Origin of the sequence: Pelagibius sp. (assembly GCF_965227505.1) — a bacterium.
Lineage (GTDB): Bacteria > Pseudomonadota > Alphaproteobacteria > Kiloniellales > Kiloniellaceae > Pelagibius.
This window is the reverse complement of record NZ_OZ245757.1, coordinates 2,297,869-2,322,899: the sequence shown is the minus strand read 5'-3', so window position 1 is coordinate 2,322,899 and position 25,031 is coordinate 2,297,869. Positions and strand designations below refer to the sequence as shown.

The 25,031-nt window shown below is 67.4% G+C and carries 26 protein-coding genes; 14 read left to right on the top strand and 12 right to left on the bottom strand.

What is annotated here, in order from left to right; genetic code table 11:
- The first annotated feature begins 35 nt into the window (after positions 1 to 35).
- Complete coding sequence (locus tag ACO06P_RS10995; RefSeq protein WP_420345289.1) at positions 36 to 974, top strand: diacylglycerol/lipid kinase family protein; 939 nt, start codon at positions 36 to 38, stop codon at positions 972 to 974.
- On the opposite strand, the gene ACO06P_RS10990 is transcribed toward ACO06P_RS10995, so the two are convergent.
- The 4 genes from ACO06P_RS10990 to leuA form a co-directional block, all read right to left on the bottom strand.
- Positions 971 to 1,576, bottom strand: coding sequence for a DUF2239 family protein (locus tag ACO06P_RS10990; RefSeq protein ID WP_420345288.1), 606 nt, complete (start codon positions 1,574 to 1,576; stop codon positions 971 to 973). The genes ACO06P_RS10995 and ACO06P_RS10990 overlap by 4 nt on opposite strands.
- 93 nt (positions 1,577 to 1,669) lie before the next feature.
- Positions 1,670 to 3,013, bottom strand: a complete 1,344-nt coding sequence (locus ACO06P_RS10985; protein WP_420345287.1) for a TldD/PmbA family protein — start codon at positions 3,011 to 3,013, stop codon at positions 1,670 to 1,672.
- Positions 3,014 to 3,143: 130 nt separating this feature from the next.
- Positions 3,144 to 3,686, bottom strand: coding sequence for a GNAT family N-acetyltransferase (locus tag ACO06P_RS10980; RefSeq protein ID WP_420345286.1), 543 nt, complete (start codon positions 3,684 to 3,686; stop codon positions 3,144 to 3,146).
- A gap of 257 nt (positions 3,687 to 3,943) precedes the next feature.
- On the bottom strand, positions 3,944 to 5,695 hold the full coding sequence (leuA, locus tag ACO06P_RS10975) for a 2-isopropylmalate synthase (protein ID WP_420345285.1): 1,752 nt from the start codon (positions 5,693 to 5,695) through the stop codon (positions 3,944 to 3,946).
- A gap of 578 nt (positions 5,696 to 6,273) precedes the next feature.
- Here leuA and ACO06P_RS10970 point away from each other — a divergent pair.
- The 4 genes from ACO06P_RS10970 to paaK all read left to right on the top strand — a co-directional run bounded on the left by ACO06P_RS10970 (position 6,274) and on the right by paaK (position 10,120).
- Positions 6,274 to 6,783, top strand: coding sequence for a hypothetical protein (locus ACO06P_RS10970; protein WP_420345284.1), 510 nt, complete (start codon positions 6,274 to 6,276; stop codon positions 6,781 to 6,783).
- Positions 6,784 to 6,858: 75 nt separating this feature from the next.
- Positions 6,859 to 7,875, top strand: coding sequence for a GlxA family transcriptional regulator (locus ACO06P_RS10965; RefSeq protein WP_420345283.1), 1,017 nt, complete (start codon positions 6,859 to 6,861; stop codon positions 7,873 to 7,875).
- Positions 7,876 to 8,019: 144 nt separating this feature from the next.
- Positions 8,020 to 8,820 (top strand): enoyl-CoA hydratase/isomerase family protein, encoded by an 801-nt coding sequence (locus ACO06P_RS10960; protein WP_420345282.1) that lies wholly within the window; start codon positions 8,020 to 8,022, stop codon positions 8,818 to 8,820.
- 4 nt (positions 8,821 to 8,824) lie between these two features.
- A complete protein-coding gene (paaK, locus tag ACO06P_RS10955) occupies positions 8,825 to 10,120 on the top strand; it encodes a phenylacetate--CoA ligase PaaK (RefSeq protein WP_420345281.1) in 1,296 nt (431 codons plus the stop codon).
- A gap of 124 nt (positions 10,121 to 10,244) precedes the next feature.
- On the opposite strand, the gene ACO06P_RS10950 is transcribed toward paaK, so the two are convergent.
- From ACO06P_RS10950 to ACO06P_RS10935, 4 genes are all read right to left on the bottom strand, one after another.
- A complete protein-coding gene (locus ACO06P_RS10950; protein ID WP_420345280.1) occupies positions 10,245 to 10,712 on the bottom strand; it encodes a PAS domain-containing protein in 468 nt (155 codons plus the stop codon).
- A 125-nt stretch (positions 10,713 to 10,837) separates the two neighbouring features.
- Positions 10,838 to 12,352 carry a UbiD family decarboxylase gene (locus ACO06P_RS10945; protein ID WP_420345279.1) on the bottom strand — a complete coding sequence of 505 codons (1,515 nt, stop codon included), beginning with the start codon at positions 12,350 to 12,352 and terminating at the stop codon, positions 10,838 to 10,840.
- Positions 12,352 to 12,798 (bottom strand): NfeD family protein, encoded by a 447-nt coding sequence (locus ACO06P_RS10940; RefSeq protein WP_420345278.1) that lies wholly within the window; start codon positions 12,796 to 12,798, stop codon positions 12,352 to 12,354. Before ACO06P_RS10940 ends, ACO06P_RS10945 begins: the two co-directional genes overlap by 1 nt.
- Entirely contained in the window at positions 12,795 to 13,811 is a 1,017-nt protein-coding gene (locus ACO06P_RS10935; protein WP_420345277.1) for an SPFH domain-containing protein, read from the bottom strand. Before ACO06P_RS10935 ends, ACO06P_RS10940 begins: the two co-directional genes overlap by 4 nt.
- A gap of 410 nt (positions 13,812 to 14,221) precedes the next feature.
- Between ACO06P_RS10935 and ACO06P_RS10930 the strand changes: the two genes are divergently transcribed.
- The 4 genes from ACO06P_RS10930 to ACO06P_RS10915 all read left to right on the top strand — a co-directional run bounded on the left by ACO06P_RS10930 (position 14,222) and on the right by ACO06P_RS10915 (position 16,643).
- A complete protein-coding gene (locus tag ACO06P_RS10930) occupies positions 14,222 to 14,434 on the top strand; it encodes a DUF4170 domain-containing protein (RefSeq protein WP_420345276.1) in 213 nt (70 codons plus the stop codon).
- A gap of 89 nt (positions 14,435 to 14,523) precedes the next feature.
- Positions 14,524 to 15,285: a hypothetical protein gene (locus tag ACO06P_RS10925; RefSeq protein WP_420345275.1), complete on the top strand. Its 762-nt coding sequence runs from the start codon at positions 14,524 to 14,526 to the stop codon at positions 15,283 to 15,285.
- A gap of 120 nt (positions 15,286 to 15,405) precedes the next feature.
- Entirely contained in the window at positions 15,406 to 16,131 is a 726-nt protein-coding gene (locus tag ACO06P_RS10920; RefSeq protein ID WP_420345274.1) for a tetratricopeptide repeat protein, read from the top strand.
- A gap of 17 nt (positions 16,132 to 16,148) precedes the next feature.
- Entirely contained in the window at positions 16,149 to 16,643 is a 495-nt protein-coding gene (locus tag ACO06P_RS10915) for a hypothetical protein (protein ID WP_420345273.1), read from the top strand.
- A gap of 27 nt (positions 16,644 to 16,670) precedes the next feature.
- On the opposite strand, the gene ACO06P_RS10910 is transcribed toward ACO06P_RS10915, so the two are convergent.
- Positions 16,671 to 17,720: a GlxA family transcriptional regulator gene (locus tag ACO06P_RS10910; RefSeq protein ID WP_420345272.1), complete on the bottom strand. Its 1,050-nt coding sequence runs from the start codon at positions 17,718 to 17,720 to the stop codon at positions 16,671 to 16,673.
- Between the two features lie 255 nt (positions 17,721 to 17,975).
- Here ACO06P_RS10910 and ACO06P_RS10905 point away from each other — a divergent pair, with 255 nt between their 5' ends.
- Both ACO06P_RS10905 and ACO06P_RS10900 read left to right on the top strand, forming a co-directional pair.
- Positions 17,976 to 18,623 (top strand): tetratricopeptide repeat protein, encoded by a 648-nt coding sequence (locus ACO06P_RS10905; RefSeq protein WP_420345271.1) that lies wholly within the window; start codon positions 17,976 to 17,978, stop codon positions 18,621 to 18,623.
- A 146-nt stretch (positions 18,624 to 18,769) separates the two neighbouring features.
- Positions 18,770 to 19,465: a DUF3047 domain-containing protein gene (locus tag ACO06P_RS10900; RefSeq protein WP_420345270.1), complete on the top strand. Its 696-nt coding sequence runs from the start codon at positions 18,770 to 18,772 to the stop codon at positions 19,463 to 19,465.
- Between the two features lie 174 nt (positions 19,466 to 19,639).
- Here the strand turns inward: ACO06P_RS10900 and ACO06P_RS10895 are convergent, their stop codons facing one another.
- Positions 19,640 to 20,320, bottom strand: coding sequence for a class I SAM-dependent methyltransferase (locus tag ACO06P_RS10895; RefSeq protein WP_420345269.1), 681 nt, complete (start codon positions 20,318 to 20,320; stop codon positions 19,640 to 19,642).
- Positions 20,317 to 21,285, bottom strand: coding sequence for a 4-hydroxybenzoate octaprenyltransferase (ubiA, locus tag ACO06P_RS10890; RefSeq protein WP_420345268.1), 969 nt, complete (start codon positions 21,283 to 21,285; stop codon positions 20,317 to 20,319). Before ubiA ends, ACO06P_RS10895 begins: the two co-directional genes overlap by 4 nt.
- A gap of 58 nt (positions 21,286 to 21,343) precedes the next feature.
- Between ubiA and ACO06P_RS10885 the strand changes: the two genes are divergently transcribed.
- The 3 genes from ACO06P_RS10885 to ACO06P_RS10875 all read left to right on the top strand — a co-directional run bounded on the left by ACO06P_RS10885 (position 21,344) and on the right by ACO06P_RS10875 (position 24,434).
- Positions 21,344 to 22,162: a 16S rRNA (uracil(1498)-N(3))-methyltransferase gene (locus tag ACO06P_RS10885; RefSeq protein ID WP_420345267.1), complete on the top strand. Its 819-nt coding sequence runs from the start codon at positions 21,344 to 21,346 to the stop codon at positions 22,160 to 22,162.
- Positions 22,163 to 22,483: 321 nt separating this feature from the next.
- Entirely contained in the window at positions 22,484 to 23,848 is a 1,365-nt protein-coding gene (locus ACO06P_RS10880) for a glutamate--cysteine ligase (protein WP_420345266.1), read from the top strand.
- A 148-nt stretch (positions 23,849 to 23,996) separates the two neighbouring features.
- A complete protein-coding gene (locus tag ACO06P_RS10875) occupies positions 23,997 to 24,434 on the top strand; it encodes a type III secretion system chaperone (RefSeq protein ID WP_420345265.1) in 438 nt (145 codons plus the stop codon).
- Here ACO06P_RS10875 and ACO06P_RS10870 read toward each other — a convergent pair.
- On the bottom strand, positions 24,431 to 24,967 hold the full coding sequence (locus ACO06P_RS10870; RefSeq protein WP_420345264.1) for a hypothetical protein: 537 nt from the start codon (positions 24,965 to 24,967) through the stop codon (positions 24,431 to 24,433). The genes ACO06P_RS10875 and ACO06P_RS10870 overlap by 4 nt on opposite strands.
- Between the last annotated feature and the right edge of the window lie 64 nt (positions 24,968 to 25,031).

Sequence of the window (25,031 nt, the reverse complement as noted above, 5' to 3'; positions counted from 1 at the left end):
ACAGCCCGGCGAAAGTCAGTATGATCCCGCCTTCCATGCCCGATTCGACCACCCTTGCCAGAGCCGCAAGACGGCTGCTGGTGATCTACAATCCGACCGCAGGCGGCAGCCGCCGACGGCGGTTCGAGGCCGTGCTTGCCGACCTGGCCGACCTCGGCTGCGCCATGGACGTGCGCCCGACCACCGGCCCCGGGGATGCCGGGCACTTCGCCGCCGAGGCGGATGTGCAGGACCACGATCTGGTGGTTGCCGCGGGCGGCGACGGGACCATCAACGAGGTGGTCAACGGACTTGTCGCGTTGACGCCGCCGGAACGGCGCCCGCCGCTGGCGGTTCTGCCGCTGGGCACGGCCAACGTTCTGGCCGCGGAACTGGGCCTGCAGATCGTGCCGCGGCAGATCGCCCGGGTGATCGCGGGCGGCGCGGTGCGCCCGGTCAGTCTGGGCCGGACCGAGGGCCCGGACGGCCAGGGCCGCGTCTTTTCGCTCATGGCCGGCGCCGGCTTTGACGCGCGGGTGGTGGAGGGGCTGGATCTGCGCCTGAAGCGCCTCATCGGCAAGGGCGCCTATGTGGTGGAAAGCCTGCACCAGATGTGCCGCCGCCAGCCGCCGCCGCTCCAGGTCACCGTGGACGGTGTGCCTTACGAGGCCGCTTCGGTGGTGGTCAGCAATGCGCGCTTCTACGCCGGGCGCTATCTTCTGGCGCCGGACGCGCGGATCGACGAACCGCGGTTCCACGTCTGCCTGTTCCGCTACGGCGATGCCTTCAACACCCTGCGTTACGCCCTGGCGCTGCAGCGTGACCGCCTGCCGGTGTCGCGCGGTTTCGAGATCGTCTCCGGCCAGGACATTCGGATCGAGGGCGAGGGCCGTGCGCCGCTACAGGCCGACGGCGATATCGTCGCCCGCCTTCCGGTCACCATCCGGCCGTTGCCCAATGCGCTGCAGATGGTGACCTCGGCGGGGCCCGCCTAAACGGTTTCCCGCGAGAAGGCTGAAGCCGTCATCTTGCGGCAGTGATCGCGGACATCCCTCGGCCAGGCGTCGATCAAGGCGGCAAAACGCGCCCGGTCGCCGGCAAAGAGAGCCCGGATAGCATCCTCGAAGCCGGGCAGGTCACCGGCCAAGGCAGTCATAAACTCATAGGCCGCGTCGCGCGCCTGCCGGGGGCCGGCGGCGTCGTTCTTTCGGGCCGCGTCCACCAGCTTGCGCAGGCTGGCAGAGGCGCCGCCCGGCTGGCTGCGCAGCCAGTCCCAGTGCCGCGGCAGCAGGGTGACCTCCCCCGCGACCACGCCCAGCTTGGGGCGTCCCCGCGGGCGGCTGCGGCTACTGTCGGCTGAAGGTTTCTCGGAGGCTGCGGACGAGCCCGAGAGCCGGGCGATGATCTCTTCGGCCTCGCCCCGGGTATCGACATCGACGACCCGGCCGCTGGTGTCGTCGAACACCAGCAGCGGCGCTTCGACGCCGTGCTCCTCGGCACCTTTCACCGCCAGAGTGACCTCGGCCAGCGATCCCGCGGCCAGGCGGGTAAAGCCTTCAAAGGCGGTAAAGCGGCCGGTTTCTGTCCCTGACATCATCGTTCCTTCCGGGAATCACGGTCTCTTCCCGGCATTTATATCCGGATAAAAAGATCTGTCAATTTTATCCGGATATAAATATGGCGTTTCCGGTCAGGCGCCGGCCAGGGTCATGCCATCGATGCGCAGGGTCGGGGCATTGGTGGCGTACTTGAAGGTCAGGTCGTCCGCCGGCGTCAGATTCAGGAACATATCCTTCAGGTTGCCTGCCACCGTGGCTTCGCTGATCGGCGTCGTCAGTTCGCCGTTTTCGATGCGAAAGCCGGTGGCGCCGCGCGAGTAGTCGCCGGTCACCCCGTTGATCCCCATGCCCATCATGCTGGTGACGTAGAAGCCCCGCTCGATACCGCCCAGCAGGTCGTCGCGGCTGATGCTGCCCGGCGCCATGTAGAGGTTGGAGGTGGAGGGCGAGGGCGGGCTGGAGGTGCCGCGCGAGGCGTGGCCGGTGCTCTTGAGGCCGAGCTGGCGCGCCGAACTCAGGTCCATGACCCAGCTTTGCAGGACGCCGTCCTCGATCAGGTTCAGCTTCCTGTTGGCCAGACCCTCCGCGTCGAAGGGCTTGGAGCCCAGGCCGTGGGGCCGGTGCGGATCGTCGATGATGGCGATGCCCTCGGCGAAAACGCGCTCGCCCATCCTGTCCTTCAGGAACGAGGTGCCGCGGGCAATGGCCGGCCCGGAAATGGCGCCAGCGAAGTGGCGCAGCAGGCCCATGGAAACCCGCGGGTCGAAGACCACCGGCAGTTTCTCGGTCTCCGGCTTCTGCGCGCCCAGGCGGCGCACGGCGCGTTCGCCGGCGCTGCGGCCGACCTCTTCCGGGTCTTCCAACTCATGGCCGAAGACTGCGGTGGAGAACTCGTAGTCGCTTTCCATGCCCAGGCCTTCGCCGGCGACCACGGAGGTGCCGACCGAATGGCTCGAGCGGGCATAGCTGCCGACGAAGCCGTTTGAGGTGACCAGGGTGATGCCGGCCCGGCTCCAGCCCGCTTCCGCGCCCTCGGAATTGGTCACCCCCTTGACCGCGCGGGCCGCCTCTTCACAGGCGCGGGCCCGTTCGATCAGCAGTTCGGCCGGCGGCTCCTCCGGGTCGAGGATGTCCAGGTCGGGGAAGCTGCGGGCAAGCTCCTCCGCTTCGGCGAGGCCGCAATAGGGGTCCTCCGGCACCACCCGGGCCATGGCCACGGCGCGATCGACCAACTGGCTGAGGCTTTCGGCGCTGAGGTCGGTGGAGGAGACGATCGCCTGGCGCTTGCCGATCATGACGCGCAAGCCGACATCCTGGCTTTCCTCGCGCTCCAGCTTCTCCGGCTTGCCGAGGCGCTGGGTGTGGGCAAGGCCGATGGATTCGAAGTGGACCCCATCGGCGCTGTCGGCGCCGGCCGCCTTGGCTTTGCCGATCAGGTCTTCCAGCAGGGAACGGGGATCTTCGGGGAGGCTCATGGCGGGGTGGTCCTGGCGATAGGGGCAAACCCTCAATATAGGGGGCCGGCCGGCGGCTTGCACCCTGGACGCAACGGCCGCGGTCGCGGCCCCGTCAGACGTCGCAGTAAAGTCAGACGTCGTAGTAAAGTCAGACGTCGTAGTAAAGAACGGGGAGAAAGCGGTCCGCGCCGCCGGGGCCTTTCACCGGCGCACGCATCTTGCCGGCCAGGGTCGCGCCCATGGCGCGGTAGAAGCCCATGGCGAAGGGATCGCTCTCGATCTTCAGGCGCTTGATGCCCTCGCTGCGGGCCTTGGCCACGAGATCGTCCCAGAGCAGCCGCCCAAGGCCGTGGCCGATGGCCGCCGGCTCGATGAAGAAATGCCGTACCTCGGCTTCGTCCGGGCGGCGTTCGGGCAGCAGGGCATAGAGGCCCAGAATCGTTGCCTCCTCGACCAGAACCACCACCCGCCCCGCACTGACATGCTCAGGCCGGATGGTCAGTTCGTCGCGGCAGGCCTGGATGAAGCTGGGATCGTAGCCCCAGTAGGCTTTGGAGCGCAGCGCCAGAGCGGTCAGCGAACCGCATTCCCGGACCGCTGCAGGGCGCAGGAAACGACCGGATCCCTGGTCCGATCCCTGGCCCGATCCCTCGCCCGGCTTCCCGCCGGACCCCGATTCTTGGCCGGACATAGCGCATCGACCTCGTCGCAGCGGGCCGCCGCCGGCTCTCTTCGCGCCCATCACACCGGTTCGGCCGCCCCTCTCTCCCACGCTTTGCATAGCCTGGGGCCGGAACGCTGACAAAGGGTTTTCCGGGTTAGCCCTCTTGGGGGAGCCTGCCCGGGCCCGGACTGGGTCCAGACTGGGGCCGGACTGGGTCCGGACTGGGGCCGACCTGGGCAAGACGGTTTGGGGGAGCCGGCGCAGCGCGCCGCTTCCCCCTGTCTTCAGGCCGCCCGGCCGGGGGCCTTGGGTTCCGCCGCCGCCATCTGATTTACCGCGGAAACCACGGCGTCGAGGGAGGCGACCACGATGTTGGCGTGGCGTCCGACACCCCAGTAGATCGTGCCGTCAGCCGCTTCGGTTTCGACATAGGCGATGGCTTTGGCATCGGCGCCCGCGCTGATGGCGTGCTCGTGATAGTCGTGAACCTTGATGTCGATCCCGCATTCCTTGCCGAGCGCGTCGACAAAGGCGGCGATGGGTCCGTTGCCGATGCCCTGGATTTCCCGGCGCTGGCCGTTTTCTTCGATCACCGCGGTCAGCAGCCGCTTTTCAGAGGCATGAGTGTCCGGCACCGAGCGGTGCTCGACGAAGGCATAGGGCTGGCGGGGGCTCAGATAGGTCTGCTCGAAGAGCGACCAGATCTGCTGCGGCGTGATCTCCTTGCCGCTGGTGTCGGCCTCTTCCTGCACTTTCTGGGTGAAGCTGGCCTGCAGCTTGCGCGGCAAGTCCAGGCCGTACTCGGTGTGCATGATGTAGGCGACGCCGCCCTTGCCCGACTGGCTGTTGATGCGCACGACGGCCTCGTAGGTGCGGCCCACATCCTGCGGATCGATGGGCAGGTAGGGCACCTCCCAGAGGCCCGAGTTGCTCTGCTTCATGGCCGCCATGCCCTTCTTGATGGCGTCCTGGTGGGAGCCGGAGAAGGCGGTATAGACCAGATCCCCGGCGTAGGGGTGGCGCTGGTGGACCGGCAGCTGGTTGCAGTACTCCGCCGTCTCGCGCACCCGGTCGATGTCGGAGAAGTCGATGCCCGGATCGACGCCCTGGGTGAAGAGGTTCAGGCCCAGGGTGACGACATCGACGTTGCCGGTGCGCTCGCCGTTGCCGAACAGCGTGCCCTCGATGCGGTCGGCGCCGGCCATCACGCCCAGCTCGGCGGCGGCCACGCCGGTGCCGCGGTCGTTGTGGGGATGCAGCGACAGCACGATGGACTCGCGGTCCTTGATGTTGCGGTGGAACCACTCGATCTGGTCGGCGTAGATGTTCGGCGTCGACATCTCCACCGTGGCCGGTAGGTTGAAGATGACCTTGTTCTCCGGCGTCGGCTGCCAGACGTCCATCACCGCCTCGCAGACCTCCTTGGCGAAGTCCATCTCGGTGCCGGTGAAGCTTTCCGGCGAGTACTGGTGGATGATTTCGGTGCCGCTGACCTGCGCCGTCAGATCGCGGATCTGCTCCGCGCCTTTCACCGCGATGTCGATGATCCCGGCCTGGTCGAGCCCGAAGACCACCCGCCGCTGCAGGGTGGAGGTGGAGTTGTAGAGATGGACGATGACCCGCTTGGCGCCTTCGATGCTTTCGAAGGTACGCTCGATCAGGTGTTCGCGCGACTGGGTCAGGACCTGGATGGTAACGTCGTCGGGTACCAGGTCGTCCTCGATCAGTTCGCGCACGAAGTCGAAGTCGGTCTGCGAGGCGGAGGGGAAGCCGACCTCGATCTCCTTGAAGCCCATCTCGACGAGCAGCTTGAACATGCGGCGCTTGCGCGGGCCGTCCATGGGTTCGATCAGCGCCTGGTTGCCGTCGCGCAGATCGACGGAACACCAGATCGGCGGCGCGGCGATCACCCGGCCCGGCCACTGGCGGTCGGGCAGGTCGATGGGTTTGAAGGCGGCATACTTGTCGCCGGGGTTTACGCCCCCGCCCTTTGAGGGGGCTTGTACGGGGGTCTTGCGCGGCGTCTCGCGGGTCATGGTCTTGCTCCTTGGTGCCGGGCCGGGGCGGACTGTCACGATCTCTTCGGAAGTCCGGCGTCCCGCCGGCAGGTGTCTTGTAAAGGCGGTATCTCGGGTCTCTGTGGCTTCGGCTACAGCCGCTGCGGCGCCACCCCTTTATCTGATCGACAGGGCGCAGCGGCCGCCGATAAGTCGCAGCCGGGCGTGACGACCCGCAAGACCGCCTGCAGGACCGGGCCTCAGGCAACCGGTCGCGATGCTAACACTTTGAGATATCGGGCTTTCGGAAAGTCTTGCGCTCATCGGAGCGAACCTTTTTCAGGGCTTGGGAATGTCGGACGACGGCTTTACCCGGCGCGCACTTCAGGCGGCCGGGGCAATAAGTCGAAGCGACAGAAGTCCCTGAATTCCGGTCATAGTCCCGGGACCCTAGGCGCGGAGCCGCCGCCGGTCAAGGGCTTTGACCCTCCCGGTGGCGTCCCGCGGAACGCGCAAGATCCGGATAGACGGACCGTGTTGCGCAGGCCAGCCTGCAGCCGAACTCCGCCGGCCGCACGGAGTTCTCCCTGTCTGACTTCGCCATAGGACCCTCAAAAATGGCTTGGATCGAGCGCGGTCTTCTCAACCGCCTGAATAAGCAGAACCCACGGCAGTTCGGCTGGCTGCGCAATGCCGCCGGCGCCAGCCCGGGCATCTTCTGGAAGCTCCTGCTCTTCTTCCCCCTGGCCGGCCATCGGCGGGCGGCCTCGCGGGCGCTCATCACCATGGCGCGGCTCGGTGCACTCCGCGCGCAGGACTGCGGCGACTGCCTGCAGGTGGCGGTCGATTACGCCCTCAAGGACGGCATTCCCGCCGATCACATCCAGGCGGCGCTGCGCAACGCCAACAGCCTGCCGCCGGGCGAGCGCCTCGCCCTGGACTACGGTCAGGCCGTGGCCGGGAGCTGGCCGGACCTCGCCGCACGGGTCGACGCCGTGCGCCGCGAATTCGGCGAAGCCGTTCTCGCCGAGCTTGCCTTCGCCGTGGCCACCGCAAGCCTGTTCCCGCTCGCCAAGCGGGGCCTCGGCGTCGCCGCCGCCTGCGACCTGGATGCCATCCGCGTCTAGCCGTCCGGGAAGAAGGCCGGCCGCCTGACCGTAGCTTCCAGCAGGGCGCCGCTTTGCCCCTGCGGAGTCTTTCCGATGCTTGACCTGACCCCGGTGGAGCCCCTGGTTTCACGGCACGCCCTGACCATCGTCCTGCCGCCCGACCCGGTGCTCTTCGAGTTCGCCACGGCCTTCAGCGTCTTCGCGATCGGCGCTCGCGGGCGCTACCGGGTGCGCTCCTGCCATGCCGGCCCGTGGCCGCTACAGCCCCATGGCGCGATGATGCTCGGGGTGGAGCAGGGGCTGGCGGCGGTCGAGGCGGCGCAGACCGTGGTGGTTCCGGGGACCATGGCCGACCTGGACCGGGATTTCGCCGCCGGCCTTCCGCCCGATCTTCTCGCCGCCCTGCGCCGTGCCCATGCGCGCGGCTGCCGCATCGCAGCGCTCTGCACCGGCTCCTTCATGCTTGCCGCGGCCGGGTTGCTTGACGGCCGCCGCGCGACCACGCACTGGAAGTGCGTCGACGCCATGACCGCGCTTTTTCCCGGGGTGCGGGTGGAGCCCAACGTGCTCTACGTCGACGAGGGCGATATCCTGACCGCCGCCGGCGTGACGGCGGGTATCGACCTCTGCCTGCACATGGTGCGCCGAGACTTTGGCCAGGCTTTGGCCAACGAGATCGCCCGCCACATGGTCTTCGGCCCCCACCGCGGCGGCGAGTACGCCCAGCAGATCCCCTGCGCCCTGGGGCCGGCGCGCTCCTGCAGTCTGGAGCCGACCCGGCGCTGGGTGCTGGAACGTCTGGGTCGGCCCATCACGGTGCCGCAGATGGCGGATCACGCCTGTCTTTCGGTGCGGGCCTTTAGCCGCCGCTTTCATGACGAGGCGGGCTGTCCGCCACTGCACTGGCTGGCGGTCCAGCGCCTGCGCCTGGCCCGCCAGATGCTGGAAACCTCCGACCTGATGGTCGAGGAGGTGGCGCTGCGCTGCGGCTTCGGTTCGACGCTGACCCTGCGCAAGCACTTCAAGCGGCATTTCGACGCCACGCCGCAGGCCTACCGCCGCGCCTTTCAGGAACGGCGTCGGCAGCGCGTCTTGCCCTCGGCGGCCTGAAGAGAAGGGCCGGCGGCAGCCGGGCAGCCGCAGCATTTCGGACTCCCAGCGTTCCCTTTCGGCCAGACGGCGGCCGACCCCCTGTTTCCGGCGGTATTGCTTCGCTACCTCGGCCCCAGACACAGCCGCGGAACAGGAGACGAGATGTCCGACGCATATGACACGCATTCGTACGACACGCGTTCTTACAACTCTTTGGGCTTCGAGAGGGACGGCCCGATCGGCTGGCTGGAACTGAGGCGCCCGCAAAGACTGAACGCAGTCGCCATGCGCGGCGCCGAGGAACTGCTGGACGTGGCACAGCGGATCGCCGCCGACCCTTCCCTGCGGATGGTCGCGGTCACCGGACAGGGCCGGGCCTTTTCCACCGGCATCGACCTGAAGGATCTGGCGGCCGGCCTGATCGAACCCCGCTACTTCGATCTCTGGGAGCAGGCGCTGCGGGTTTTCGAGACCATGGACAAGCTCGTCCTCTGCCTGATCCGCGGCTATGCCCTGGGCGGCGGCCTGCAGCTCGCGCTCGCGGCCGACCTGCGGGTCTGCACGCCCTCGGCCAGGCTCGGCCTGCCGGCCATCAAGGAGGGGCTGATCCCCGGCCTCGGTACCTGGCGGCTGGCCCGCTACATCGGTCTGGGGCGCGCCAAGGCGATGATCATCGGCGGCGCCATGATCGACGGGGCCGAGGCGCAGCGCATCGGCCTGGTCGATCACCTGGTCGAGGAAGATGAAGCAGACAGCGCTTTCGAGGCTTTGATTGCCGACTACGCCGGCACCAACTCCGCCGGCTGCCGCTACGCCAAGGCGCTGCTTGCGGACTGCTTCGACACCGGCTTCGACCGGTTCTTCGCCGGCTACCTCGCCGCGCAACGGCGCGCGCTCGAGAGCGCAGACTTCGCCGAAGCCATGGCCGCCTACCGCGAAGACCGCGTAGCGGTCTGGGGGTAAGGCCATGGCGACGAAGAGTAACGCAGGTCTGGACCCCATCGAGACCGCCAGCCGCGACGAGATCACCGCGCTGCAGGTGGAGCGCCTGAAGCAGGTGCTTGCCTACGCCTATGACAGGGTGCCCCACTATCGGCAGAAGTTCGAAGCCGCCGGCGTGCACCCCGTCGACTTTCGCGAGCCGGCGGACCTGGCGAGGTTTCCCGCCACCACCAAGGAGGATCTGCGCCAGACCTATCCCTTCGGCCTCTTCGCCCTGCCGATGGATCAGGTGATCCGCCTGCATGCCTCCAGCGGCACCACCGGCAAGCCGACGGTGGTGGGCTACTCGCGCCGCGACATCGAGACCTGGGCCGGGCTCATGGCGCGCTCGATCCACGCCGCCGGCGGTCGCCCCGGCGACCGGGTCCACATCGCCTACGGCTACGGTCTCTTCACCGGCGGGCTGGGCGCCCACTACGGAGCCGAGCGCCTCGGCTGCACGGTGGTGCCGGTCTCCGCCGGCCAGACACTGCGCCAGGTGCAGCTCATCAGGGACTTCACCCCCGACATCATCATGTGCACGCCGTCCTACATGCTGAACCTGGCCGATGCCTTTCAGGCGCAGGGGCAGGACCCGGCCTGGACCTCGCTGCGCATCGGCGTCTTCGGGGCGGAGCCCTGGACCCCGGCGATGCGCCGGGAGATCGAGCGGCGCTGCGTGCTGGATGCGGTGGACGTCTATGGCCTCTCGGAGGTGATCGGCCCCGGGGTCGCCTGCGAGTGCGTGGAGGCCAAGGACGGACCGGTGATCTGGGAGGATCACTTCTATCCCGAGATCGTCGACCCGGAGAGCGGCGCAGTGCTGGAGGACGGGCAGGAGGGTGAACTGGTGTTCACCACCCTGACCAAGGAGGCGCTGCCACTTATCCGTTACCGCACGCGGGATCTCACCCGGCTGCTGCCGCCGACCGCGCGGTCCATGCGGCGCTTCGCGAAGATCACCGGGCGTTCGGACGACATGATTATTCTGCGCGGCGTCAATGTCTTTCCCAGCCAGTTCGAGGAACTGCTGCTGGGCGACACGCGCCTCGCGCCGCACTACCAGTTGGAGCTGCGGCGCAAGGGCGCCCTCGATGCCCTGACCCTGAAGGTGGAGCCGCGCGACGCCGGCGGCCTCGCCCAGGGGCCCCAGATCGCCCGCGACCTGCGCGAGCGCGTGAAGCAGACGATCGGCGTCACCAGCGAGGTCTGCCTGCTGCCGCCGGGCAGCATCCAACGCTCCGAAGGGAAGGCGGTGCGTGTCGTCGACCGGCGGGGGTGATTTAGGCCGTACTCGACCTGCGTCGATGCGGTTCCAGCCCGCTCCCCCTCCCGGCCACCCATAGGATACTGGCATTGGGTGGCCGGGAGGGGGAGCGGGCCGGTGCCGTCAAATTCCATGGACCCTAAACGAAGCCCACCGTCACAAAGAGCATGTTGACCTGATCGTCGTCGTCGGAAAGCGGCATGATCAGGTCCTCGGTGGTGAGGAATTCCTTGTTCTTGCCCACATAGGGCACGTCGCTGCTGAGCGGCGCCCGGGATTCGAAGACCTGCCGGCAGGATGACCAGATCCGGCTCGGCGCCTTCTGATGCGGGATGCTGCTCATCCAGAGGCCGGTGTAGCTGCCCATCATGTGCTCGTCCATCTTGGTGCCGATCAGCCGGTAGCGGAAGTCCAGCGGCTCGGCCCGCACGTCGAGCAGGAAGATGTGCGGCAGGATCTTCAGAATCTCAGACGGGTCGATGTCGCCGCGCGCGGGCATAAGCCGGGCGCCGCGCTTGGCGTTCCAGTAGTCGAAGCCCTGCTGATTGATCGGTGATTTCAGGGCCAGCAGTGGGACACTACTATTTGCGGGAGCGTTGCTGTTCACCGCTAAGCACTATCTCTCAAAACGCGGCTACAAAAAGTCTTAGGTGTCTGAAAATTAAGATGATTTGCCTAGTCAGGCTGTAATAATCGCTTAGGTCAATTGAGCAAAGGTAACGCGAATCGCTCTTATTTCCAAATCGTCTTCCCGCTTCCCGGCAAACCCAGATCGGGCCAGAGACGGTCGATGCGGTCGATGACCGCCTGGTCCATGCGGATTTCCCGGCCCCATTCGCGCTTGGTTTCCGGCGGCCACTTGTCGGTGGCGTCCAGCCCGATCTTGGAGCCCAGGCCGTCCTCCGGCGAGGCGAAGTCGAGATAGTCGATGGGGGTCTGCTCGATCAGGGTGATGTCGCGGGCCGGGTCCATCTTGGTGGAGATGGCCCACATCACGTCCTTCCAGTCGCGCGCGTTCACGCCGTCGTCCACCACGATCACCCACTTGGTGTACATGAACTGGCGCAGGTAGGACCACACCCCCAGCATCACCCGCTTGGCATGGCCGGGGTAGGCCTTCTTCATCGACACCACGGCGATGCGGTAGCTGCAGCCCTCCGGCGGCAGCCAGAAGTCGGTGATCTCCGGGAACTGCTGCTGCAGGAGCGGCACGAAGACCTCGTTCAGGCCCTCGCCGAGGACCGAGGGCTCGTCCGGCGGGCGCCCGGTGAAGGTGGAGAGATAGATCGGGTCGCGCCGCATGGTGACGGCGGTCACGGTGAAGACAGGGAAGGGCTCGGCGGCGTTGTAGTAGCCGGTGTGGTCGCCGTAGGGGCCTTCCTCGGCTGTCTCCTCCAGCGAGACCTCGCCCTCCAGCACGATCTCCGCCTCCGCCGGCACCTTCAGCGGCTGGGTCTTGCAGTCGACGAGGTCGACCTTGCGGCCGCGGAGCAGCCCGGCGAAGTGATACTCCGAGAGGGTGTCGGGCACCGGGGTCACGGCGGCCAGGATGGTGCCGGGGTCGGCGCCGATCACTGCCGCGGCCGGCAGCGGCGCCGGCTTCTGCTCTTTCCAGCGCCGGTGGTGCTGGGCGCCGCCGCGGTGCTTCAGCCAGCGCATGATGGTCTTGTTGCGGCCGATCACCTGCATGCGGTAGATGCCGAGGTTGAAGGCGTCGCTCTTGTCGCCGCCGGGGTTGGGCCCCTGGGTCACCACCAGCGGCCAGGTGATCAGCGGCGCCGGCTCGCCCGGCCAGCAGGTCTGCACCGGCAGGTGCGCGAGGTCGATGTCGTCGCCGGTCAGCACCACGTCCTGGCAGGGGCCGTAGCCGGCGGTCTTGGGTTTCATCGCCAGCACCGACTTCAGCAGCGGCATGTGCTGCCAGGCCTCGCGCAGGCTGCCCGGCGGCTCCGGCTGGCGCAGGAAGGCCAGGGTCTCGCCCACCTCGCGCAGTTGCCCGGGCTCGCGGTCCATGCCCCAGGCGACCCGCTCGACCGTGCCGAAGAGGTTGACCAGCACCGGCATCTCCGCCTTGCGGCCGTCGGCATGGACGACGTTCTCGAACAGCACCGCCGGGCCGCCCTCCGCCAGCAGGCGGGTCTGGATCTCGGTCATCTCCAGCTCCGGCGCCACCGGCGCGCTGACCCGCACCAGCCGGCCGTCGCGCTCCAGCCGCGCGATGAAGTCCCGCAACGACGCAAAGGGCATCAGTCGCGCTCGACCTGCAGCACCGTGCCGTCGATGGCCACCACCTTCACCCGCGTGCCGGCGGGCAGGTCCTCGCCCTCCACCTTCCAGCGCGTGTCGTCGATGTGCAGCAGACCGGTGCCGTCCTTGATGGGCTCGCGCAGCGTGAAGGTACGCCCGACGTAGCCGGCGCCGCGCTTGTTCAGGTTCGGCTGGTCGCTCGGCGCCGGGGTCCGGTTGCGGGCATAGAAGCGCCAGGCGTAGATCGAGACCACCGAGACCACGGCGAAGAGCAGCAGCTGCATCTGCCACATCATGTCCGGCGCGATCAGCAGCACCAGCCCGACGACGCCGGCGGCGATGCCCATCCAGAGGAAGATGGCGCCGGGGGCGAAGACCTCGATGCCGATCAGGAAGATCCCGATGACCCACCAGTTCCAGTATTCGATCTGTTCGAAGCTGATCATGGGCGCGAACTCCCGCCGCCCCCCGGAACGCCACCGCCGGTGTTGTCGTTGCCGCTGGGCGGATCCCAGGGGCCGCGCGCGGCCTCGCGCTGCTCCATCGATTCGCGCGCGATCTCGGCGATGCCGCCGATGGCCCCGATGACCCCGGCGGCGTCGACCGGCAGGAAGAAGGTCTTCTGATTGGCGGAGTCGGCGAACTTGCCGAGTGCGTCGACATAGCGCTGGGCGACGAAGTAGTTCACCGCGTTGACGTCGCCGCGGGCGATGGCCTGGGAGACCATGGCCGTCGCCTTGGCTTCCGCCTCGGCCTCGCGCTCGCGCGCCTCGGCGTCGCGGAAGGCGGCCTCGCGGCGGCCCTCTGCGGCCAGGATCTCGGCCTGCTTCTGGCCCTCGGCGCGCAGGATCTCGGCCTGGCGGTCGCCCTCGGCCACCAGCACGGTGGCGCGCTTGTCACGCTCGGCCTTCATCTGGCGGGCCATGGAATCGACCAGGTCGGCAGGCGGCGTGATGTCCTTGATCTCGATGCGCGTCACCTTCACGCCCCAGGGCTCGGTCGCGTCGTCGACCACCTGCAGCAGGCGGGTGTTGATGCTGTCGCGGTTGGACAGCAGCTCGTCCAGGTCCATGGAGCCCATGACCGTCCGGATGTTGGTCATGGTCAGGTTCAGGATGGCGCGCTCCAGATTGCGCACCTCATAGGCCGCCTGGGCGGCGTTCAGCACCTGATAGAAGACCACCCCGTCGACCTGCACCAGGGCGTTGTCGCGGGTGATGACCTCCTGGGAGGGTACGTCCAGCACCGTTTCCATCATGTTGAGCTGGGCGCCGATGCGGTCGATGATGGGCAGGATCATGCCCAGCCCGGGGGGCAGGGTCTTGGTGTAGCGCCCGAAGCGTTCGATGGTGTACTCGTAGCCCTGCGGCACCGCCTTGACGCTCATGGAGACGATGATGATCGCCAGGATGACAATGGCGATCACCAGGATGCCGAAGCCGCTGATTTCAATTGGCATGATTGCGGTGTCCCCCTTCTTGAATCCGCGTGACTGACTGCCCAGATCGACTTTGAGTCGAGGCCGCCTTGCAATCAAGAACTATCGGTTTGGTTCCAGGGCAGGGGGCTGACTCTATCCTGTGTTGTGCAGCCAGTAAAACGGCCGCCTGATCTTGGGTGTTTGCGGCGATGACAGCCCCGCCGGACAAGAAAAGAGCGCGGATAACACAAACTCGGTAGGCCGGATTAACCAAGATGCAATGCCGTTTTGGCACTATACATGACGCGCGCTTTTTCCTTATTGTTGACAGTGTCTTGGCAGGAACCGCGCGGAGTCGCCCGGGCGGCCGGCGCAGGATGACCGAGGCTTGTTTGGACCGGGGCTTCTTTGGACCGGGGCACTTTTTCAAGTTGTGAGGCTTGAACCAGATGATGCAGTACTACGTTGTCGGCGGTGAATACAAGGATACGCGCTTTCGCGAAACCGTCGGCGGAAACGAGGAATGGTTTGGTCCCTTCAGCGACTACGAAGCGGCGAGGGCCGAGTGGGCCAGACATGCCTGGCAGACGGTCGATGACTGCACGACCCGCTATCGGATCGAATGCATCGACAACGACGGGCCGCCGCCCTGCACCGACTGAAGGGGAGGCGCGGTCCGCTGACGGACCGCTCCGCCACTGCCAGGTCGACAGGGTAGCAGGCGCCGGCAAGGCAACGAGACCGACGCGCCATGCCCTGGCCGCTTCCTGAAACCGACGACGCGCGCCTGCGTCTGGCCAAGGGCTACCCCTATGCCGCGCCGGGCGGCTCCTACCTTTACCGCGACGGCGAAATCACGCCGATGCCGGATGACGTCGGCCCGGCGGCGCTGCGGGACCGGGTGCCGGTCATCGCCCATGGCTCGAACCGTGCGCCGGAACAGATTCACCGCAAGTTCTCCCATCTTTCGGGACCTGCGTCCGAGATCCCGGTCACCCGCGCCGTCCTGGATGACCACGACGTGGTCTACTCGGCCCATATGACGCGCTACGGCGCGGTCTCGGCGACGCTGCACCGGGCGCCCGGCACCCGGGTGACGGTCTTCGTCACCTGGCTCACCGAGGCACAGTTGCCGCGCATGCACGAGACCGAACTGGGGCTCGGCAACTATGCCTATGGGCGCATGACCGACGTCGACCTGACGATCGAGGGCGGTCCCCGGCTGGACGCCGCCTTCGCCTATCTTTCGGTGCACGGCTGCCTTGCGGACCCCGAGGCCGCAGGCGCACCGCTGGCGCTTGCTGCCGTTCCGGCCGAGGACCGCCGCCACCGCGCCGTCCACCAGGAATCGGCGCTCGCCGTGCTGCGCGACCACCACGAACCGGAGGCGGAGCTGGACGGCCTGATCCTCACCGCCATCGCCGACACCGCCAAGCGCCGCCGCCTGATCGAAACCCTTCAGGCCGCCGCCGTGCCCTGGGAAGTGCCGGGATTCGAGATGATCCTGCGCTAGGGCGGAAGCCGGTGCCGGCAACGCTCTAATCAGACCGCGCGTATTGTCGGCAATTGCGTTCGCCTCTAAATTGCTGCACGGCTTACCCTCCGCTTCCCAAGCGCTCGATTGGAGATGCCGATGCGCAGGCTCGCTTTGGTTTTCGTTCTTGCCGCCGGCCTCGGGGCCTGCGCGGCTTCCCCCTCAAAAGACCTCACCGAAGCCCACCGGCTCTGCAAGCAGATCGAGCAGGGCGTGACGACGCAGGCCACCGTTGACGGCTGTACCGAGATCATCGAGCACAGCGCCTGGGATGACGAGCGCGTGGAGGCCCTGAATCGTCGGGGTGTGGCCAACGAGCAGTTGGGCCGCATCGACGAAGCCTTTGCCGATTTCGACGAGGCGGTCAGTCTCGCCCCCTACTTCTCGGCGGCCTATAACAACCGGGCCAACCTGTTCAGCAGGCAGGGGAACAACGCCCGCGCGGTGCAGAGTTTTCAGGCGGCTATCCGCGCGAACCCCGACAATGCCGCCGCCTACAACAATTACGCCTGGTATCTCGCATCGCGCGGTGATTATGACGGGGCCCTGGTGCGTGTGGAGAAGGCGCTGGCGTTGGACAGCGACTATGGCGCTGCCCTCGACACCTATGGGCATGTTCTGATGGGATTGGGACAGTCGCAGGCGGCGATGAGCGCTTTCGAACGGGTCATCGTCTTGGAAGGTTCGAAAGCTGTGCGCATGTATCAGGAAGCGCTGGACGGATGGGGCTATGAGCCGGGCCGGACCGACGGCGTCATGGACGCGCAGACCGACGCGGCGCTGTCCGCCTGTATCCGCGACAACTGCCGTCTGCTGCTGGAGTGAAAGGCAGCGGTCACGGCATGTCGCGGCGCGCAGGAAGCACGGCAAGAAGGCTGGCCCTCTGTGTGGTTGCGGTTTGCTGGCTCGCGGGCGGTGTGGCCGGAGCAGCACTGGCCCAAGGCCGCGCATCGCTTGAGACGCAGGATCCCACCGCCTTTTTCTTTACTTACGCAATTGCTCAGGTGGGCAGTGTGGATTCACCCGAGATCCGTGCGGCCTATGCCGACAGCCTTCTATCGATTGTCTGGTATCTTGTGGCCGAGGGTAGGCTTGACAGCGTCAACGACTCCCACATCGAAGACCTTGCGGCGCTTCTGGAAGATGAGAGTGACGCCGTGCGAGAGAGGGTGGCTGCGGTGCTTGGACACCTCGGGCCGCGGGCCGCGCGCGCGGTGCCCGCTCTTGAAGACGCTCTCCGCAGGGTCGAAGCGATGCGGCGGGCCTTGCCCATCCTGCCGCAGGCCGACTCTGCGCAGACCATCAAGCAGGCGCTCAGGAGAATCTCCGGAAAGTAGGCCGATGCCGGGCCGGTCTGATCCGGATCAGACGGCGTTGGCGAGTCCGGCCGTGCTGCGGAAGCGGGTGCGGTAGGCGTTGGGGCTGACCCCCAGATGGCGCAGGAAGGCGCGGCGCATGATCTCCGCCGAGCTGAAGCCGGCGGCAGTGGCGATCCGCTCCACCGGGTCCTCGCTCTGCTCCAGGTGGCGCCGGGCCGCTTCCAGGCGCTGGGCCTCGACGTAGCGGGCCGGGGTCTGCCCGGCCTCTCGGGTGAAGCTGCGGGCGAAGGTGCGCGGGCTCATGCCGGCCCGCGCGGCCAGTGCCGGGACGGAGAGGTCGGCGGCGATGTTGTCGGCGATCCAGCGCTGCAGGTCTTCGATCTTTCCCACCCTGCCGCTGCGCGCACGCAGTTGCGTCGCAAACTGGGACTGGCCGCCCGGGCGCTTGACGAAGAGGACGAGTTCGCGCGCCACCGCCAGGGCCAGTTCCGGCCCATGGTCCAGCTCCACCATGGCCAGGGCCATGTCCATGCCGGCGCTGACCCCGGCGGAGGACCAGAACTTGCCGTGGCGCATGAAGATGGCGTCGGGTTCCAGATCGATGTCCCGGTAGCGCTGCTGCAGGTCGTCGGCCCAGCGCCAGTGGGTGGTGGTGGCCTTCCCCTCCAGGGCGCCGATCTCCGCCAGCAGGTAGGCGCCGGTGCAGACCGAGCCGACGCGCTCCGCCGCCGCGACGGCCTGGCTCAGCCAGGCCAGCGTCTCGGCGTCCTTCAGGGCGCCGCGGCGCCCGGCGCCGCCGCAGACGATCAGGCTGCCGAGCCCCGCCAGATCGCTTGTGAAGTCCCGCGTCGCCTGCAGCACCAGCCCCTGATCGGAGCGCAGGGCGCCCTCGGCCTTGGCCACCAGGTCGATGCTGTAGAGGTCCGCCAGGCCGAACTCCCGCACGATGTGGTTGGCGGCGGCGAAGACCTGAAAGGGCCCTGACATGTCCAGCAGGTTCGCGTCGGGATAGCCAAAGACCCAGATGGTCTGATGGCGGTCCGGATCGCGGATCATCTCCCGGGTCAGGCTGTGGGGCTTGCGGATCTCCTGCATGAGCGACCTTCCGTCGGGGGGCTTCCGCGGCTGCGGGGAGACCCACAGTCAATCATGACCGCGCCCTTGGCGCCAATGACAAAGACCCCACGATCTCTGCCTTGTATCTTTTTTTTGTAATCTACTTTGAAGTTAGCGGACTCCTTCGCTCTTCGTCTTTATGGTGCGTTCATGCGGAAACGCGATGTCTGTGCGCTCACTCAACGCGGTTGCGGTGGGCATGACGCGACCGCCAATCGAACAGGAAAGGCTGCAATGATCCGGATACTGTCCATCCTCGCATTGGTGTCTTTGGTGGTGGCTTGTGCCGGTGGCGCCCAGCGCGCCCTCATCGATGAGCGCCGCGCCTGCCTCGGCAACGGTCAGGGGGCGATTGAAGCCTGCACGCGCATCATCGCGAGGGATGTGCCGCGCGACGTTCTGATCGAGGCTTACATCAACCGCGGCAACGCCCGGGTCGATACCGGCGACATCGATGGAGCTCTTGCCGATATGCAAGCGGTGATCGATCTCGATCCCGACGATCCCTTGGCCTATTTCAACAGAGGAGACGCCTATCTGAAGTTGGACAAGCCGGAGCGCGCCATTGCCGAGTTCAGCCGCAGCATCGAATTGGACCCCAACTACGCGCCTTCGTATTCCATGAGAGGCTCGGTCTATTCCCTGGTGGACAAACACGCTCTTGCCTTGGCCGACCACGACAGGGCGTTGTCCCTGGAGCCGAAAGACGCCGTCATGCTCTACAACCGCGCGCTTTCACTGTTCTTTGCTCAAGACTATGAGCGCGCGCTGACGGATCTTGATGCGGCGCTCAGGGTGCGGGCAAGCTACGGCGTTGCGCGGGAACTGCGCGCCGAGGTTTTGCGGATCTTGCAGCAGCAGAAGGCGGGCAACGGCGGCTGATCCCCGCGCTTGGCGTTGCCGTCGGCAAGAAGGCAGCGTCCGACCGCCATCGTGGCTGCATCGCGGAGTGCAAGTCATGGATCGCAGCTCGAAACTCTGGTCAGAGTCCGTCGCTCCGCTATAGTGCGCCGATGTTGGGGATCCCTTTGCGCGCGGCGCTGTCCGCGCTTCTGCTTGCCGGGCTGGCGGCCTGCGAGACGCCGCCGCCGGAAACCGCTGGGCGGCTGGACCGCGAGGTCACGCTGTTCGATCCGGCCACCGCGATCCAGGATGACTGGATCGAGATGCCGCTGGTCGGCAAAACCGAATACCGCCTCAACACGCTGAACGACCGCCTGTCGATCCGCGCGGTGGGCCGGCGCTCGGCCTCCGGCCTCGTGCTGCCGGTGGAGTTCGACCCCAACGACTGCCCGGTGATGGCGTGGTCCTGGCGCATCCAGGAACTGCAGGAGACGGCCAGCCTGGTCGAGCGCGACCGCGAGGACGTGGCGGCCTCCATCTTCGTGATGTTCGGCGACCCCGGGTCCTTTGCTGCGCCGCGCGAGGTGCCGACCCTGCGCTACGTCTGGACCAATGCGCGCCAGCAGATCGAAGACATTGTCGACTCGCCCTATCTGCCGGGGGTGGTGCGCTCTATCGTCGTGGAGACCGGGGTGGTGAGCCCGGCGATCTGGGTCGACGAGAAGCGCGACCTGCTGGCCGATTATCAGGCGGCCTTCGGCGGCAAGCCGCGGGACAAGGTCCATGCCATCGCGATCTTCACCGACAACGACCAGACCGGCGAACCGGTGGAGGCACACTACGGCCGCGCCGGCCTGTTCTGCACGGTCAGTTCGGGCTGAGAGACGTCACGGCGAATTTGCCCCGCCCTTCGAGACGGCCCCCTTTGGATCAAAGGGGGCCTCCTCAGGGTGAGGCAGAGCGTTGGCTTGATTGACCTCATGCTGAGGAGCCCGAAAACCTCAGGGGGCGTCTCGAAGCACGAGGTCAATCACTCGACCGGCGTTCGCAGCCGCTCACACTGGCGCGACCTTCCAGACGACGGCGTTGCGCAGGTCGGTGTCCTCCAACTCGCGGCTGGTCTTGACCGCATAGGCGATCATCCGTTCCAGGCCCTCGCGCGGCAGATAGGTGCGGCCGGGATCGCCCATCAGCACCAGGCAGTCCGGCCCGGCCAGGCTGCGCAGCCAGGCGGTGATGCGCTCGGCCGCCGGGCGCTCGTAGCAGACGTCGCCGGCCAGCACCACGTCCCATCCCGAATTTGCCCGGCCCGGGTTGGCCGTGCCCACAATATCTTCCCGGCGGACCGCCACTTCCGCGCCGTTGGCGGCGGCGTTGAGGCGGCAGGCGGCGCAGGCGAAGGCGTCGATCTCCACCGCTTCGACGGAGGCAGCGCCGGCCAGCCTGGCGGCGATGCCCTGCAGGCCCGACCCGGCGGCGAAGTCCAGCACCCGCTTGCCGCGCACCACCTCCGGGTGGTCCAGCAGGTAGCGCGCCAGCGCCTGGCCGCCGGCCCAGGCAAAGGCCCAGAAGGGCGGCGGCAGGCCCTCGCGGGCGAGTTCCTCTTCGGTGGCCTGCCACAGCGGCACCACTTCGCTTGCCAGATAGAGCTTCACCTCGGGGACCAGCGGCGGCTCCTGCAGGCGGGTGTTGGCGCGGACGAAGTCTTCCGGATCGGCTTTTGCGGCAAGGGTCATGGCGCGCCCAGCACCCAGGCGTGCAGCCAGGGGCTGCCGGCCAGGATGCCGGCCAGCAGCAGCCAGCCGGCGATGCGGTTCGACTTGAACTTGGCGAGACAGTCCGTCGGCGTATCCATCTTCAGATCGGCGACCTGCCAGAGGAAATGCAGCGCGACCGCGGCGAGGCCGACCCAGAAGGGCCACAGCAGCCCGGTGGCCGCGCCCGCGAGGCCGAAAAGGGCCAGGGCCACGGCATAAAAGCCGATCAGCCAGGGTTTGGTGGCGGAACCGAAGCGCAGCGCCGTCGACTTCACGCCGATCAGCGCGTCGTCCTCCTTGTCCTGGTGGGCATAGATCGTGTCGTATCCCAGTGTCCAGGCGATGCCGCCGAGGTAGAGCAGCACCGGGGGCCAGCCGAAGCCGCCGGTCACCGCCGTCCAGCCGATCAGCGCGCCCCAGCTGAAGGTCAGGCCGAGCCAGGCCTGGGGCCAGTAGGTGATGCGCTTCATCAGCGGATAGGGAAAGACCAGCAGCAGCGAGGCGGCGCCCAGCAGGATGGTCAGTCCGTTCATCTGCAAAAGGATGACGAAGGAAGTGAGCAGCAGCGCCAGCAGGAAAAGCCCGGCCTGCAGCAGGCTGACCTCGCCGCTGGGCAGCGGCCGGTCGGCGGTGCGCGCCACCCGGCCGTCGAAATCGCGGTCCAGGATGTCGTTCACCGTACAGCCCGCCGCGCGCATCAGGAGTGCGCCGATGCCGAAGTAGAGATAGAGCAGCCAGGAGGGTGCGGCCGCCGGCGTGACGGCGTCGCCCAGCGCGATGGACCACCAGCCGGGAAACAGCAGCAGCCAGACGCCGATCGGCCGGTCGAAGCGGGCGAGCCGGCAATAGGGCCGCAGCGCCCGCGGCGCCAGACGCAGGACCCAGTGGTCGGCGCGGATGTCGCTGGCCGTGTTACCGGCGGGGCTGGGCGTTGTGCCGTTCATCGCCTAATCTTTAGCCGCGAATCCTTGCGGGAGAAAGACGTGCGGCCGGGGTGCGACCATGGCGCAGGCTAAAACGAGGGCGCAGCCGGCTACCCGGCTCCATGTCGACGACACTCTGGAGGAGGGCCGGACCCTCGGCCTGGACCGCGACCGGTCGCACTTCCTGCGCTCGGTGCTGCGCCTCGGCCCCGGCGCGCGGCTGGCGGTCTTCAACGCCCGCGACGGCGAATGGCAGGCCGAGATCGAGGGGCTGGGCAAGGGCTGGTGCTCCCTGAAGGTCGGGGCGCAGCGGCGGCAGCCCACGCCGGAGCCTGACCTCTGGTTGGTTTTCGCGCCCATCAAACGCGCGCGCATCGACTTCATCGCAGAGAAGGCCACCGAGCTCGGCGTCGCGGTGCTGCAGCCGGTGATGACCCGCTTCACGGCGGTCAGCCGCGTGAACGAGGACCGTCTGGCCGCCAACGCCCGCGAGGCGGCCGAGCAGTGCGAACGCCTCAGCATCCCGGAGGTGCGGGAGACCCGCAGTCTGGGCGAGGTGCTCGACCAGTGGCCGCAGGGGCGGCGCCTGCTGGTCTGCGCCGAATGGGGCGCCGCGCAACCCATCGCCGAGGCGCTGCAGGCCGTGCGCGCCGGGCGGGGGGGAACCGGGACCTTCGCCGCCGATCCCTGGGCCATCCTGACCGGGCCGGAAGGGGGCTTTGCGGAGAGCGAACTTGACGCCCTCCGCAAACTGCCCTTTGCTGTGCCGGTCGGGCTGGGACCGCGCATTCTGCGGGCCGACACCGCGGCGCTGGCGGCTTTGGCCTGCTGGCAGGCGGTCCTGGGCGACGGTGCGGAACGTCCGCCGGCGGAGTTGGCTGGCTTTCCCACGGGATAAGATTCGATTTGGGGACCAGCTTGGTCGGAGGTTTGCAATGCGCGGGCGAATACGAAGTTTCAAGACCCGACAGTGATCCTGGAGTGATCCCCAGAACCTGAAGACCTGTGCGAAGGCCCCGCGGAGAGGGCCGCCAAAGCGGGCGACCAAACAGGAAAACGAGCAGGATCGAGATCCACCAGTCGAGCGTGCCGGGGGGCGGGCGCCGATACCATCCACCAAAAGGAACATCTTCAGGGTCCGACGGCGTACCGGCACAACAGACTCCGGCACAAGGTCGATCCCGGTGTAAGGTAATCCGGCACAAGGTTCGAAAACGGCATGTCCGCTCCTCCCCAGGTTCAGGGCGAGACCCTGACCGACAAGGCGCAACTGATCGCCTATCTCGAGGCTGGCTGCAAGCCCGCCGCAGACTGGCGCATCGGCACCGAGCACGAGAAATTCTGTTACACACTGGACGACTTCCGGCCCCTGCCCTATCACGGCGCGCGCAGCATCGAGGCGCTGCTGAAGGGCCTGCAGGCGTTCGGCTGGGACGGGGTCAAAGAGGGTGAGAACGTCATCGCGCTCACCCACAACGGCGCCAGCGTGTCGCTGGAACCCGGCGGCCAGGTGGAACTCTCCGGCGCGCCGCTGGAGACCATTCACGACACCTGCAGCGAGGTCCACCACCACCTCGACCAGATCAAGAAGGTGACGGAGCCCATGGGCGTCGCGGCCATGGGGCTGGGCTTCCAGCCCAAGTGGGCGCGCAGCGACATCTCCTGGATGCCCAAGGGCCGCTACAAGATCATGGGCGCATACATGCCCAAGGTGGGGAACCTGGGGCTCGACATGATGCTGCGCACCTGCACGGTGCAGGTGAACCTGGACTTCCAGTCCGAAGCCGACATGGTGAAGAAATTCCGTGTCAGCCTGGCCCTGCAGCCTATCGCCACGGCGCTTTTCGCCAACTCCCCCTTCACCGAGGGCCAGCCCAACGGTTTCCTCAGCTACCGCAGCCACATCTGGACCGACACCGATCCGGACCGCACCGGCGTGCTGCCCTTCGTCTTCGAGGACGGCATGGGTTTCGAGCGCTATGTCGACCACGTGCTGGACGTGCCGATGTACTTCGTCTACCGCAACGGCAGGTACATCGACGCTTCGGGCCAGTCGTTTCGGGACTTTCTCGCCGGCAGGCTGCCGGCCCTGCCGGGCGAGAAGCCCAAACTCGGGGACTGGGCCGATCACCTCTCGACGCTGTTTCCGGAGGTGCGCCTGAAGCGCTTTCTGGAAATGCGCGGCGCCGACGGCGGGCCCTGGAAATCCCTCTGTGCGCTACCGGCTTTCTGGGTCGGTCTGCTCTACGACGATACGGCGCTGGACGCCGCCTGGGATCTGGTGAAGGACTGGACCCTGGAAGACCACCGCTATCTGCGCGCCGAGGTGCCCAAGCAGGCGCTCCACACACCCTTCCACGGCGGCAAACTCAACGCGGTTGCCCATCAGGCGGTGGAGATCGCCGCCGAGGGCCTGAAGGCGCGCAACCGCCTGGACGGCCAGGGCGACAACGAGAGTCACTTCCTTGAACTGCTGCGCAGCCGCGTGGAGCGCGAGAAGTGCCCGGCGGAATACCTGCTCGACGACTATCACGGCCGCTGGGGCGGCAACATCGACCCGATCTTCACCGAGTGCGCCTACTGAAAGGCAGGCAGGCCGCGCGATCAGTCGGCCAGTTCCCCTTTCTGCTCGAAATTCGTCACAGGTGCTTTGAACCTGACGCTGCATACTGCCCGACACCCGACAGATGGCGAAAGCCGAGAGATCCGGTCGGGTGTGAGGATTGCCCAAGGTGGACGAGACAAGGCGCATCGAGGACGCCGTGCTGCGGGGGCGACCCGCAGCACCCAAGGCCGAGCGCGGCCTGGACGCGGAGGAGGGCGGTGCGCCGTCGGTCGGGGAGCGGAGCGGCGTTGTCGTCGAATCCGCTGAGGGCGCCGGGATCTTCGTGGTTTCCGCCCCGCTGGGCCCCTTGCCTGAAAACCCTGCGGCCGCGGCGGAGCTGCTCGTCAAGGCGATGGCCAGCAACCTTTGCCTGGCGGCAACCGGCGGCGGCTCGCTCGGCCTGGACGCTCGGTCGGGGATGCTGGTCCTGTCCTACATTGAGGAGTCCGGGGGCAACGACCGGGCGCGTCTGGCCGAAGTCGTTGCGCTGTGTCGCCGCAAGACAGCCGAGTTGCGCGGCAGCCTGATGGCGGGCCGAGATCCACAAACCTGGATAAGCTTCTAGTCTGTGCCTGTCGCCGGAGCGCCTTGCGCCGCTTCCTTGGCGCGGGCCTGCTTGGCCAGGGTGAGGGCGCGCACCAGGGCCGGCGGCATATCGCCCTGGGCCTCTTCCTGCGCCGGCGTCAGGCCCAGTTCACGCAGTTGGATGGCGGCCTCGGTTGCCAGGATCTCCGCCCTTAGCGCCGCGATGCGGGAATCGACGGCTGTGGCGCCGGCGAAACTGCGCCGCGTGGCAACACCGCGGAAGGTGCGCGGCTGGCTCAGGGCCGAGCGGCCGGCCCCGATGATGTTGGAGGTGCGTGGCGGCGTGCCGGTCACGGCGAAGTTGCCGATCCGCTGCCCCGCGGGGCCGTTGTTGAAAATGATGCTTCTGCCCACGGTGTTGTGAGAGCCGCGGGTTCCGCAGAACACCGAGGAACCGATCGACGTGCAGGAGGCTTCGGCCTGCGACGGCAGCGCGACGGTGGAGGCTGCGGCTAGGACGGCGGGGGCCAGGAATGCCGCCCCCCAAACGAGGGACCGCGCAAGAATTCTCATCGCCTTACTCCCTTCCTGTCATGGGTTCGAAGAAGAACCAGACGCTTGGAGATACGGGCCGTCC